The organism is Blautia segnis (assembly GCF_014287535.1).
Classification (GTDB): Bacteria; Bacillota; Clostridia; order Lachnospirales; family Lachnospiraceae; genus Blautia_A; species Blautia_A acetigignens.
The window spans coordinates 16,589-29,244 of sequence record NZ_JACOOT010000040.1; the positions used below are offsets into that span (position 1 = coordinate 16,589).

Genomic DNA, 12,656 nt, shown 5'->3' on the forward strand with positions numbered 1-12,656 from the left:
CATAATGATAAGTTCATTTTAGGACACGTTCTGTGTCATCTGCATTCTCAAGGGGAAGAGAAAGCGTAAAGGGAAAAGAAAAATATATAGCTGTTTGCAGTTGGTGCAGCGGCAAAATACGGAGGAAGACATGTGTGGTATCTGTGGATTTACAGGTCGCAGGCAGGATCAGAAAGCAGTCATTGAGAAGATGATGAAATCCATTGAACATAGGGGCCCGGACAGCGAAGGCTCTTTTTGTGGTGGAGAAATTACTCTGGGATTCAGACGACTTAGCATTATAGATTTGGAAGACGGGCAGCAGCCCATGGAAAGCGCAGACGGCAGTCTGCATATTGTATTTAACGGAGAAATTTATGATTATCAGGAATTGCGCGAGGAATTAGAGACTGCTGGGATTACATTTCGCACCTATTCCGACACGGAGGTTCTGGTCAATACCCTTCAGCAGTACGGGGAAAAAGCCCTGGACAAGCTGCGGGGAATGTTTGGATTTGCGGTGTGGAATGAAAAAGAGCAGACTTTGATGCTTGCCCGGGACTTCTTTGGGATTAAGCCTGTGTATTATGCCCAGATTGGGGAACATTTTGTATTTGCGTCTGAGATTAAGAGTATTCTTGCTTTTCCAGGCTATAAGAGGGAAGTGAATCAGCTGGCGCTGGAGCAGTATCTGTCTTTTCAGTATTCTCCTCTGGAAGAGACCTTTTTCAAAGGGATTTACAAGCTGATGCCAGGCCATATTCTGCTCTATAAAGATGGAAAATATAAAATTAAAACATATTTTCAGCCAAGGCTTACGCCGGGAGTATGTCCTAATCTGCAGCCCCTTCAGAAACAGCTGTCAGACGTTCTGGAAGATTCCGTGAAGCATCACATGCTCAGTGATGTGGAAGTTGGTGCCTTTCTCTCTGGCGGCGTGGACTCTGGCTATCTGTCTGCCGCTTCAGGTGCAGACCAGGCTTTTACCGTAGGATTTGATGAAGGAAACCGCTACAACGAAGTCAGCAAGGCAGCAGAAGTTGCCAAGAAAGCCGGGCTGAAGCATCATGTAAAGATCATCTCCAAGCAGGAATTCTGGGATTCCCTTCCGGATGTAATGTATCACATGGATGAACCATTGGGAGACGCTTCCGCAATCGCCCTGTATTTTCTGTCCAGGGAAGCTGCCAAGCATGTGAAAGTAGTGCTCTCCGGTGAGGGAGCCGATGAGCTTTTCGGCGGCTACAATATCTATCGGGAACCAGAGTCTTTGAAAGCAGTATCCTGGATTCCATTCCAGGTTAGAAAGGCAATAGGCAGGCTGGCGGCGAAGCTTCCCGATGTCAAAGGTCGTGATTTCCTGATTCGTGCAGGAATGAAAGTAGAAGAGCGTTTCATCGGAAACGCCTATATTTTCCGGGAGAAAGAGAAAAAACAGATTCTAAAAAATGGCATTACCGGGCCATCCACCCAGGAATTTTTACGCCCGTTTTATGAAGAGATAGAAGATTCAGACATTACTGGAACACCAGAAACGACTGGAACCAAAACAAAAAAATCATCTCGTAGACATCCTTTACAGGATATGGAGAAAATGCAGTCCATCGACCTGAACTACTGGCTTCCCGGCGACATCCTCCAGAAAGCCGACAAGATGAGTATGGCTCATTCCCTGGAAGTGCGGGTGCCGTTCCTTGATAAGGAAGTCTTTGATCTGGCAGCCGGCCTTCCCAAAGACGCCAAGATTGCAGGTGGCACTACCAAATATATTTTCCGCAAAGCCGTATCCGGTTACATCCCCGAGGACACTGACGGCAGAAAAAAGCTGGGCTTTCCCATTCCCATCCGCGTATGGCTGCGGCAGGATGACTGGTACCAGATGGTGATGGAAATGTTCACATCCCGGGAAGCCGGGCAGTTTTTCCATACCGAGAAACTGGCAGAGCTTCTGAAAGACCACAAAGAAGGAAAAAAAGACAACAGCCGCAAGATCTGGACCGTCCTGGCTTTCCTGATCTGGTATCATCGCTTTTTCGTGTAGGCATCAAGTCAGGGTCAAAGATTTTTTGACTCTGATTTCTTATATATCGAAAATATAAACCCAACAGTCATTTTTACCAAAATCTTTCCCGAAATCCCCGAAACTCATTATATTGAGAATTATTCTCACCTTCCCACCTTTCCTTTTTCAGACAAAAGAAGTATGATAAGAACAAGTTAGCATGGACTAACAAAAGAGCAATCTGTCTGGGAGGAAGAGTTATGTTTCTTGAAATTAAAGGATTAAAGAAAGGCTTCGGATCTGGCGACAGCAGGACAGAAGTACTGCGGGGAATTGATTTTTCCGTGGAAAAAGGAGAATTCTGCGTCCTTCTGGGACCATCCGGTTCCGGAAAATCCACACTTTTGAATATTATCGGCGGAATTGATGAGCCGGACGGGGGCTATATTTCCATAAACGGGGAAAAAACAGGGGATATGAAAGAAAAGGCCCTGACCCTTTACCGCAGGAAGCATCTTGGCTACGTGTTCCAGATGTACAATCTGATCCCAAATTTAAATGTCAAAGAAAACATTGAAGTAGGCGCATATCTGAGCAATAAGGCGCTGGATATTGACGAGCTTCTTCATACGTTGGGACTATACGAGCACAGGCATAAGCTGCCAAATCAGCTTTCCGGCGGACAGCAGCAGAGAACCGCCATCGGCCGTGCCATTGTAAAAAATCCGGATATTCTTCTGTGTGATGAGCCAACAGGTGCCCTGGATTACAACACTTCCAAGGAAATTCTGAAGCTGATCGAGCAGGTAAACCAGAAATATGGAAATACCATCATCATGGTTACCCACAATGACGCCATCAAAAATATGGCAGACCGTGTGGTAAAGCTTCGCGACGGCCAGATCCGCAGAAACTATCTCAATGAGTCAAAAGTCTCAGCAGACGATCTTGACTGGTAAGGCGGTGCACTATGAGAAATCCATTGTGGAAACGTCTTCCAAGAGAGCTAAAAAGTGATTTTGGAAAATACATTGTAATCTTTCTGTTTATGACTTTGACCATCGGATTTGTATCCGGTTTTCTGGTTGCAGATGACAGTATGCTTGCAGCCTATGATGAGAGCTTTGAGAAATACAACATTGAGCATGGCAATTTTACCCTGTCCTCAGAAGCCAGCGAAAGCACAATAAAGAAAATTGAGGAAAAAGGAGATGTCCGGATCTGTAAAAATTTTTACAGAGACGAGTCGGTGGATACGGATCTGGATGGAACGGAAAACGGAACCATCCGAATTTACCAGGACCGTACGGATATGGACCTTGTATGCCTGATGAAAGGGGAAATGCCCCAGGCAAAGAATGAGATTGCCATTGACCGTATGTATGCGGACAACAACAGCCTGACCGTAGGAGACAAGATCAAAGTTGGAGGTGAAGAACTGTCCATTACAGGACTGATAGCGTTATCCGACTACAGTTGTTTATTTTCCAACAACAGCGACATGATGTTCGATGCAGTAAAATTCGGCGTTGCCATTATGACAGAAGAGGGGGCTGACCAGTTCGGCACTACCCATCTGGAATACCGCTATTCCTGGCAGTACGCCAATGAGCCCAAGGATGACATCGAAGCCAAAAACATGTCCGAGGATTTCATTGATATTCTTGTAAAATACGCGAAGGTAACAGAAGTAATTCCGGGCTATGCGAACCAGGCCATTCATTTCACCGGGGATGATATGGGCAGCGATAAGGCGATGATGGAGGTTTTGCTTTATATTCTTATTGTGATCATTGCCTTTGTATTTGCGGTTACCATTAACAACACCATTGCAAAAGAGGCCTCTGTCATCGGAACCCTGCGTGCATCCGGCTATTCCAGAGGGGAACTGCTTCGCCATTATATTTCCCTGCCAATCATCGTGACTGTGATTGCGGCGCTGCTTGGAAATGTGCTGGGATATACTGTTTTTAAGGGCATGTGTGCCGCTATGTATTACGGAAGCTACAGCCTTCCAACCTACGAGACCCGCTGGAATGCAGATGCATTTATTCTTACTACGGTGATTCCCGTAGCGCTGATGCTGGTGATCAATCTGCTTCTGATTTCCAGAAAGCTTCAGCTGTCACCCCTAAAATTCCTGCGTCATGATCTTAGCACTTCCCGCAGGAAAAAAGCAGTGCGTCTGCCTAATTTTAAATTTTTCAGCCGTTTTCGCCTGCGCATTATCCTGCAGAACAAATCCAGTTACCTGACCTTGTTTGTGGGAATCTTTTTTGCTAATGTACTGCTGCTGTTCGGAATGATGATGAAGCCTCTTTTGGATCATTATCAGGAAGAAACTGTGGCGAATATGCTCGCGCCTTATCAGTATATTCTCAACGTACCGGAAGAGCCGGATGAGGATGAGAAATTTACTTTGATGGGAATGATCGAGAAGCTGTTGACTCCGTCCTTAAAAACCAATGAAGAATCCGCAGAAAAACTCTGCCTGGAATCTGTGAAAAACGTTGTGCCGGGAAAAGATGGAGAGACCATCACCGTTTATGGAATTGAAGATGACAGTGATTATGTAAGCACAGAACTGCCCACCGACGGCGTGCTGATTTCCGATGGCTATTCTGAGAAATATAAGGTAAAAAGCGGCGACACCATTTTACTGAAGGAGTCCTACGGAAACGAGGAATATGAATTAACTGTCCGGGGCATTTACCAGTATCCTGGTGCACTGGCTGTGTTCATGCCGGTTGATTCCTTCCGGAAGACATTTGGGAAAAGCGAAGATTACTTTAACGGATATTTTTCCCAGGAAAAGATCACGGATCTGGATGAGGATCTGATTGCAGCGACCATCACAGAAGATGATCTTACCAAAATCAGCCGTCAGCTGGATGTTTCCATGGGCGAGATGTTCCAGCTAATCAATGTTTTTTCTGTGATTCTGTTTGCATTGTTGATTTACCTGCTGACCAAGCTGATTATTGAGAAGAACGCAACGGCGATTTCCATGGTAAAAATTCTAGGCTATCAGAATCGGGAAATCATGAGGCTGTATCTGACTTCTACCACGTGGGTAGTGGTTATTAGTATTTTACTTAGTCTGGTGCTATCCACCTGGACCATACATGGAATTTACAGTTATCTGATGTCCTCCTTCTCCGGCTGGCTGACCCTGTATCTGGAACCGAAGGTTTACCCGGAAATGTTTGCCATGGGCATGGGCGCATATATATTGGTAGCGGTGCTTCAGTTTAGAAGAATCCGGAAGATTCCGATGGATGTAGCGCTGAAGAATGTGGAATAAGGAAAACAAAATAGAATATTGAGGGATTTCAGGCCGGACTCTTGATCTGACAGGAGCCCGGTTTGATTTATTTATTGAGAGATTTATTCACAATTTCATGTTGTGATTTTGGTCTGTTTCGTATATACTTTCCCTTGTAGCCCAAAGTGGATATTTTGTATCCGACAGGGGCATGCTGAATATGATCATTCAGCATGCCCGCCACAGTTTTTCAAGAAGAGGAGATACGAACATGGATTACGCAAAAGAATCCTTAAAAATGCACTATGAGTTAAAAGGTAAAATTGAAGTGGTATCAAGAGCAAAGGTTGATTCCAAGGATGCATTAAGCCTTGCCTACACCCCTGGTGTTGCCCAGCCTTGCCTTGAGATTCAGAAAGATATTAATAAAAGCTATGAGCTTACCAGACGCTGGAATACTGTTGCAGTTGTGACAGACGGTACTGCAGTTCTGGGACTTGGCGATATCGGTCCGGAGGCTGGCATGCCGGTTATGGAAGGAAAATGCGTTCTGTTTAAAGAGTTCGGTGATGTAGATGCCATTCCGCTTTGCGTGCGCAGCAAGGATGTAGATGAGATCGTGCAGACCGTCCGCCTGCTGGCAGGAAGCTTCGGCGGTGTGAATCTGGAGGACATTTCCGCACCAAGATGCTTTGAAATTGAGAAAAAGCTGAAAGAATGCTGCGATATCCCGATCTTCCATGATGATCAGCATGGAACAGCCGTTATCACTCTTGCCGGTGTGATCAATGCACTGAAAGTAGTTGGAAAGAAGATTGAAGACATTAAGATCGTTACTTCCGGTGCAGGTGCTGCTGGTATTGCGATTATTAAGCTTCTGATTTCCATGGGACTTAAGAATGTCATTATGACAGACCGCCAGGGCGCTATTTATGAGGGACGCGAAGGTCTGAACCCGATCAAGGAAGAGATGGCAAAGATCACCAATGCCAATCATGAAAAGGGAACCTTAAGCGAAGTAATCAAAGGCGCAGATGTATTTATCGGTGTTTCCGCACCGGGAACCCTTACTCCGGATATGGTGCGCACCATGGCAAAAGACCCGATCATCTTTGCATGCGCGAACCCTACTCCTGAGATCTTCCCGGAGGAGGCTAAGGCAGCAGGTGCAGCCGTTGTATCCACCGGCCGCTCTGACTATCCAAACCAGGTAAACAACGTTCTGTGCTTCCCTGGAATCTTCCGCGGTGCATTAGATGTCCGCGCTTCCGACATTAACGATGAGATGAAGATCGCCGCAGCTTACGCCATCGCAGGTCTTGTAAGCGATGAAGAGCTGTGCGCCGACTATATCCTCCCGGCTGCCTTCGACTCCCGCGTCAAAGACGCCGTTGCCAAAGCAACTGCAGAAGCAGCGATCAAGAGCGGTGTGGCAAGAATCTAAAGTATAAATTTTAAAGTAAAAACTTACCAGTAACCAGTGATTTTGCAAGGCATATTCGTGAGCAGGTCATTTCAGGAGCGCTCTTAACGGAAACGAGATCCACTGCCTACGAAGACTTAACATCGAAGGCTCTCCTGAGATGTTTAGTCGTAGTTGGCAGTTAGCTCGGTGGAGTGTTGCGACGACCTGCGATGAATATGCCTTGTGAAATCACGTACGGGTAATGGTATTATAAATCCTCTTATTCGCTTCCTCCGAATAAAGCTTCAAATGATGCCCAATCCGAATCGCCTTGGAATCCGTTCCATGTCCAATAAATTTGGTTTGCGCGATCGGCGTCCTTTTTTCTGCAAATTTCAGCACCAGTTCTGCCATATCCGGCTTGCATTCACTGGCCTCCATCTTCGTAAATGTCCCCAGCAAAATCCCGTTTACTTTTTTAAAAACTCCCATCTGACTAAGCTGGCTTAAGTAAGTCACCATCTGGGGAACCCCGCCGCCATAGGACTCCAGCAGCAGAATTTTCTCACGCATATCCGGCCAGAAAGGCGTTCCTGCAAGCTTCAAAAGACAGCGGATATTCCCGCCCACAACCATGCCTTCCATATGCGTTCCCCGGACAAGCTCACAGGGAAAATCATAAAGGGCAGAGCTTCCGCCAAGCACAGTCTCCAGAAAATCCGTAATCTGCTCCTGGCTGTGCTCATAAGTCAGATTTCGTACCTGATAAAGTACGGAAAATTTACCCGTGCGTGCATAAATAGCATTCAAAACAGTAGTCAGATCACTGTATCCCCAGAAATGCTTTTTCCCATAGGCAATGGTCTGGAAATCCAGATAAGGCAGAATCTCATTGGCCAGATCCCCGCCGGACACATCGAAAATTTCCTCCACAGAATCATCCCTGTAAAAATTCATTAACGCCTGGGCACGCTCCCTGGCAGTTCCGACCATCCCATTTTCATCCCCATACAGATAAGGGCTAAGCTCCGGCACAAACCCTGATTTCTCCAGAATCTGAACCAGCAGATCAACCGTTTCGGCCTGCTTTTGGTCAAGTCCGTTAGAGCAACAGACAATCCCAACTTTACTTCCCTGCTTCATAAAAAAGAATCCTTTCTGCAATCAAAATACATGTAATTTTTCATATATTTTACCATTAAAAACTGTGCACTAAGCATAAAAACACACTCAGTCACAAATTTTTAGTTATTTCTTTATATTATAAACAAATATTTCCCATAATTCTACCATGTTCCCCAATGTTTCCGAAACAATTACAAAAATTCTGGGCAGAATCAACGAATTTTCAATGGAAAAAAATGAGAAAAAAGTGCAAATAAATTATTGACAGCTTATATAAATTAGAATATACTAATCAACGTAAGTGAAACATAATAATAAATAGGTGTTTCTAAAGCACAAAAGGAAGGATGATATGATGCCGTTATCAATGGTAAACGAAGGAGAGCCGCAGGTGATCAAAAAAGTCGGCGGAAAAGAAGAAACCCGTAAATTTCTTGAGAATCTTGGATTTGTACAGGGGGCTACTGTAACTGTCGTCAGCGAGATTGGCGGTAACATGATCGTGAATGTGAAGGATTCCCGAGTTGCCATTGGCAAAGATATGGCGAATCGGATCATGGTCTGAAATCCAGAAAAAAGGAGTCTAGTATTATGAAAACATTAAGGCAAGTTGGCGTAGGCCAGACTGTCAAAGTGAAAAGACTGCACGGCGAGGGCCCGGTAAAGAGACGTATCATGGACATGGGAATCACCAAAGGTGTAGAGATCTATGTACGTAAGGTTGCACCGCTCGGCGATCCTATCGAGGTAACCGTAAGAGATTACGAGCTGTCTCTGAGAAAAGTCGATGCAGAAATGATCGAGGTAGAATAAGCGTCGGTCATTTTTTTACCTGGTCGGTTAGCGGATCCTAATAAATAGGCGATGACGCTAACAAATGAAAGCTGATTGAAACAATCAGCAGTGGCGGTTAATGGATAAGAAGCATCCAGACAGATGATCCGCCGGACAATTGAAGAAAGAAAATCTGGAAAGAAAGAGGAGGCATGAAAATGTCGATTAAGATTGCACTTGCAGGTAACCCTAACTGCGGCAAGACCACATTATTCAATGCACTGACCGGCTCTAACCAGTTCGTTGGTAACTGGCCTGGTGTAACAGTAGAGAAAAAAGAAGGTAAACTGAAAGGCCACAAAGATGTAACAATCATGGACCTTCCTGGAATCTATTCCCTTTCTCCATATACTCTGGAGGAGGTTGTAGCCAGAAATTACCTCATTAATGAGATGCCAGATGCGATCATCAACATCGTAGATGGTACAAACCTTGAGCGTAACCTGTATCTGTCCACACAGATCATGGAGCTTGGTATTCCGGTTGTTATGGCCATCAACATGATGGACCTGGTTCAGAAATCCGGAAACAAAATACATATTGATAAATTAAGCAAAAAGCTTGGCTGCGAAGTAGTTGAGATTTCCGCTCTTAAGGGAACCGGAATCATGAAAGCTGCTGAGAAAGCAATCAGCGCAGCACAGAGCAAAAAGAAAACCGTTCCGGTTCACGAGTTCGCACAGGATGTTGAGGTCGCAATCAAATCTGTTGAGGACAAACTGACAGGAACTGTTGCAGACGCTCAGAAACGTTTCTTTGCAATCAAACTCATCGAGAAAGATGAAAAGATCGTAGAGCAGATGAAGAGTGTTCCAGATGTATCCTACGAAGTAAAAGCTCTGGAAGACAAATTTGATGATGATACAGAGAGTATTATCACAAACGAGCGTTATGTATACATCTCCTCCATTATCGGACAGTGCTATACAAAATCTTCTACAGGAAAGAAACTTACAACTTCTGATAAGATCGACAGAATCGTAACCAACAGATGGTTAGCTCTTCCGATTTTCGCAGTTGTAATGTGGATTGTTTATTATGTATCTGTAAGTACAGTTGGTGGTTTCGTAACAGACTGGACAAACGATGTACTGTTCGGTGAGATCATTCCTCCGGCAATCGAGTCCGCTCTGGAAGCTGTACACTGCGCTGCATGGCTGCAGGGACTGATCCTTGACGGTATTGTTGCCGGTGTTGGTGCTGTACTTGGTTTCGTACCGCAGATGTTAGTTCTGTTCCTGTTTCTTGCATTCCTTGAGTCCTGCGGATACATGGCTCGTGTTGCATTTATCATGGACAGAATCTTCCGTAAATTCGGTCTTTCCGGAAAATCCTTCATCCCAATGCTGATCGGTTCTGGATGCGGTGTTCCTGGAGTTATGGCTTCCCGTACAATCGAGAACGACCGTGACCGTAAAATGACAATCATGACCACAACATTTGTTCCTTGTGGTGCTAAGCTCCCGATCATCGCTATGATCGCTGGTGCATTCTTTGACAACAGTGGATGGGTATCCACAAGTGCTTACTTTGTTGGTATCGCAGCAATCATCTGCTCCGGTATCATCCTGAAGAAAACAAAAATGTTTGCTGGCGAGCCGGCACCATTCGTTATGGAGCTTCCGGCATATCACTGGCCGACAGTTGGAAACGTATTAAGAAGCGTTTGGGAGAGAGCTTGGTCCTTCATCAAGAAAGCTGGTACCATCATTCTTCTTTCCACCATCGTTCTTTGGTTCCTTATGGGATTCGGTTGGGAAGGCGGTTCCTTCGGAATGGTAGAAGAGCTGAACAACAGTATTCTTGCTAAGATCGGTTCTGCTATCGCATGGATCTTCACTCCACTTGGATGGACAAACGCCGGCGAAGGATGGAAGATGGCAGTTGCTGCTGTTTCCGGTCTTATCGCAAAAGAGAACGTCGTTGCTACATTCGGTATGCTCTTCGGATTTGCTGAGGTTGCAGAGGATGGAGCAGAGATCTGGGGAAATCTTGCAGCAGTTATGACTCCTGTTGCTGCTTATGGATTCCTTGTATTCAACCTTCTGTGTGCTCCTTGCTTCGCAGCTATGGGTGCGATCAAGAGAGAGATGAACAACGCTAAATGGTTCTGGTTCGCAATCGGATATCAGTGCGGTCTTGCTTATGTAGTTGCACTTTGCATCTATCAGATTGGTACACTGCTTACAGGCGGCGGATTTGGACTGGGAACAGTTGTAGCATTTGTTCTGGTTGCAGCATTCCTGTACCTGCTCTTCAGACCATACAAAGAGAGCAACAGCTTAAAAGTAAATACAAAAAGTATTGCTTAAGCAAAAGGTCTTGTAAAAATATTTCAGCCTGTATTCTTTAAAGATACAGGCTGGAATTTTTATATAAGGAGAAATGGAAAATCGTATTTCTTTTTATATAAGAATTCCAGAATAACAAACAATCAAAAGTTCAGAAAAAGGATGGCGATAAAATGATGGAAAAAGCAGTAAGAGAAAAAGCATATCAGAACAATGAAGCATATGAGCGCACACAGATGCAAAAAGATATGATCATAGAACGATTGCGCGAGCAGGGCTGCCGGATTACCAGACAGCGCCAGCTGATCCTGGACATTATTCTGGCAGAAGAATGCTCCTGCTGTAAGGAGATTTATTACAAGGTGCAGGAAAAGGATAAGAACATTGGTCCTGCAACCATTTACCGCATGGTAAATATGCTGGAGCGTATTGGCGCGATCAGCCGCAAAAATATGTACCGGATATCCGGCTGCGAAGCCTGCTGTCAGGCAAATGGCTGCACAGTAAGGCTGAGTGATGATACAGTCTGTAAGTTACCTTCTGAAGTCTGGAAACAGGTAGTAAAGGCGGGACTTAAAAATATGGGCTATATCGGAGATCAGGATATTGAAAGTATTGAGATGACAATGTCGAATTGCCAGGTATAAAGCTGTCTGCAATGAAACGGACAGGCAAATGCCGACTAGGGATCGGGATACGTCAGTATTGTGAGCCGAGGCCCAAAAGAAAGGCGGAGGTGGAGCAATCATGTGGTGTATGAAAAAAGAGGGAATGAAGGAGTCCAGGGAGGATTATCTGGAAACAATTCTGGTGCTGAACCGGAAATCACCGGACGATGTCAGACCTGTGGATGTGGCAAATCATCTGGGAATCACCAAGCCCAGCGTGACAAGGGCCATGACAGAGCTGGAAAAGGAGGGGCATATCAGAAGAAACGAAAAAGGACGTCTGCTTCTTACGGAGTCAGGCCGTGAAATTGCAGAAAGGGTGTATGAAAAGCATTGCGTGATCACACAGCTTTTTTCCAGATGTGCCAATGTATCTGAGGAAACCGCGGAGTCTGATGCCTGCAAAGTAGAGCACGTGATCAGCGAGGAAACCTTTCAGGGAATTAAGAGTTATTTGAACGCCATGCCGAAAAGCGTCGAAAATTAGGGTATGGTTGAAAGATGCTTTTTATAAGATGTGCAGACGATTACAAGCGAGGGTTTAATTATACAATATAGACAAAGTGCACAAAGGTAACAAACGTTAGTTGTATGAAACATAGAAAATAATTGAGAAAGTTTTTCAACAAACAAAAAACCACTGGAAATTGAAAAAAACCTGATATATAATACGAGAAATCGAAAACAAGTAGATAAAAATAAATGTTCTTAAGAGGAGGAATTTAATCATGGCAAGTTTTAAATGGGACAAAACAGGACTTTTTGCAGCAGGTGTTTTATTCGGAACTGCTGGTATCAAGCTCCTTTCCAGCAAAGATGCAAAGAAAGTTTACACAGAGTGCACAGCTGCTGTTTTAAGAGCAAAGGACTGCGTAATGAAGACGGTTACAACTGTTCAGGAGAATGCAGGTGACATCTATGCAGATGCACAGCAGATCAACGAGGACAGAAAGGCAGCAGAGGAGCCATTCGAGGATGAGGCTTCCGAGGGCGAGACTGAGTTCAAGGAGACTGAAGACGAGGCACAGACAACAGAGGAAGCTGCTGAGTAATTTGTCTATCAAACAGATGCATACCGGGGACTGCC

The 12,656-nt window shown here is 44.9% G+C and carries 11 protein-coding genes; 10 read left to right on the top strand and 1 reads right to left on the bottom strand.

Features of this window, described 5'->3' with window-relative positions:
* The first annotated feature begins 130 nt into the window (after positions 1-130).
* From asnB to H8S54_RS17315, 4 genes are all read left to right on the top strand, one after another.
* A complete protein-coding gene (gene asnB / locus H8S54_RS17300) occupies positions 131-2,020 on the top strand; it encodes an asparagine synthase (glutamine-hydrolyzing) (protein WP_021926329.1) in 1,890 nt (629 codons plus the stop codon).
* 221 nt (positions 2,021-2,241) lie between these two features.
* Positions 2,242-2,940, top strand: coding sequence for an ABC transporter ATP-binding protein (locus H8S54_RS17305; protein WP_186901910.1), 699 nt, complete (start codon positions 2,242-2,244; stop codon positions 2,938-2,940).
* A gap of 11 nt (positions 2,941-2,951) precedes the next feature.
* The gene (locus H8S54_RS17310; RefSeq protein WP_186901911.1) at positions 2,952-5,285 is read left to right on the top strand and encodes an ABC transporter permease; all 2,334 of its coding nucleotides are present in this window, start codon (positions 2,952-2,954) and stop codon (positions 5,283-5,285) included.
* 232 nt (positions 5,286-5,517) lie between these two features.
* Entirely contained in the window at positions 5,518-6,690 is a 1,173-nt protein-coding gene (locus H8S54_RS17315; protein ID WP_117853082.1) for an NAD(P)-dependent malic enzyme, read from the top strand.
* A 210-nt stretch (positions 6,691-6,900) separates the two neighbouring features.
* On the opposite strand, the gene H8S54_RS17320 is transcribed toward H8S54_RS17315, so the two are convergent.
* Positions 6,901-7,794 (bottom strand): LD-carboxypeptidase, encoded by an 894-nt coding sequence (locus tag H8S54_RS17320; RefSeq protein WP_186901912.1) that lies wholly within the window; start codon positions 7,792-7,794, stop codon positions 6,901-6,903.
* Between the two features lie 334 nt (positions 7,795-8,128).
* Here H8S54_RS17320 and H8S54_RS17325 point away from each other — a divergent pair, with 334 nt between their 5' ends.
* The 6 genes from H8S54_RS17325 (at position 8,129) to H8S54_RS17350 (ending at position 12,621) form a co-directional block, all read left to right on the top strand.
* The gene (locus H8S54_RS17325; RefSeq protein WP_021926334.1) at positions 8,129-8,341 is read left to right on the top strand and encodes a FeoA family protein; all 213 of its coding nucleotides are present in this window, start codon (positions 8,129-8,131) and stop codon (positions 8,339-8,341) included.
* A 26-nt stretch (positions 8,342-8,367) separates the two neighbouring features.
* Positions 8,368-8,589: a FeoA family protein gene (locus tag H8S54_RS17330; protein WP_021926335.1), complete on the top strand. Its 222-nt coding sequence runs from the start codon at positions 8,368-8,370 to the stop codon at positions 8,587-8,589.
* 179 nt (positions 8,590-8,768) lie between these two features.
* Complete coding sequence (feoB, locus tag H8S54_RS17335; RefSeq protein ID WP_186901913.1) at positions 8,769-10,922, top strand: ferrous iron transport protein B; 2,154 nt, start codon at positions 8,769-8,771, stop codon at positions 10,920-10,922.
* A gap of 152 nt (positions 10,923-11,074) precedes the next feature.
* On the top strand, positions 11,075-11,548 hold the full coding sequence (locus tag H8S54_RS17340) for a Fur family transcriptional regulator (protein WP_186901914.1): 474 nt from the start codon (positions 11,075-11,077) through the stop codon (positions 11,546-11,548).
* Positions 11,549-11,648: 100 nt separating this feature from the next.
* A complete protein-coding gene (locus H8S54_RS17345) occupies positions 11,649-12,056 on the top strand; it encodes a metal-dependent transcriptional regulator (RefSeq protein WP_243176883.1) in 408 nt (135 codons plus the stop codon).
* Positions 12,057-12,297: 241 nt separating this feature from the next.
* On the top strand, positions 12,298-12,621 hold the full coding sequence (locus H8S54_RS17350) for a DUF6110 family protein (RefSeq protein WP_021926339.1): 324 nt from the start codon (positions 12,298-12,300) through the stop codon (positions 12,619-12,621).
* Positions 12,622-12,656 lie beyond the last annotated feature (35 nt).

Excerpts from the sequence above, each read along its gene's own strand:
- asnB (WP_021926329.1), top strand. The coding sequence starts at position 131 with ATGTGTGGTATCTGTGGATTTACAGGTCGCAGGCAGGATCAGAAAGCA.
- H8S54_RS17305 (WP_186901910.1), top strand. The coding sequence starts at position 2,242 with ATGTTTCTTGAAATTAAAGGATTAAAGAAAGGCTTCGGATCTGGCGAC.
- H8S54_RS17310 (WP_186901911.1), top strand. The coding sequence starts at position 2,952 with ATGAGAAATCCATTGTGGAAACGTCTTCCAAGAGAGCTAAAAAGTGAT.
- H8S54_RS17315 (WP_117853082.1), top strand. The coding sequence starts at position 5,518 with ATGGATTACGCAAAAGAATCCTTAAAAATGCACTATGAGTTAAAAGGT.
- H8S54_RS17320 (WP_186901912.1), bottom strand. The coding sequence starts at position 7,794 with ATGAAGCAGGGAAGTAAAGTTGGGATTGTCTGTTGCTCTAACGGACTT.
- H8S54_RS17325 (WP_021926334.1), top strand. The coding sequence starts at position 8,129 with ATGATGCCGTTATCAATGGTAAACGAAGGAGAGCCGCAGGTGATCAAA.
- H8S54_RS17330 (WP_021926335.1), top strand. The coding sequence starts at position 8,368 with ATGAAAACATTAAGGCAAGTTGGCGTAGGCCAGACTGTCAAAGTGAAA.
- feoB (WP_186901913.1), top strand. The coding sequence starts at position 8,769 with ATGTCGATTAAGATTGCACTTGCAGGTAACCCTAACTGCGGCAAGACC.
- H8S54_RS17340 (WP_186901914.1), top strand. The coding sequence starts at position 11,075 with ATGATGGAAAAAGCAGTAAGAGAAAAAGCATATCAGAACAATGAAGCA.
- H8S54_RS17345 (WP_243176883.1), top strand. The coding sequence starts at position 11,649 with ATGTGGTGTATGAAAAAAGAGGGAATGAAGGAGTCCAGGGAGGATTAT.
- H8S54_RS17350 (WP_021926339.1), top strand. The coding sequence starts at position 12,298 with ATGGCAAGTTTTAAATGGGACAAAACAGGACTTTTTGCAGCAGGTGTT.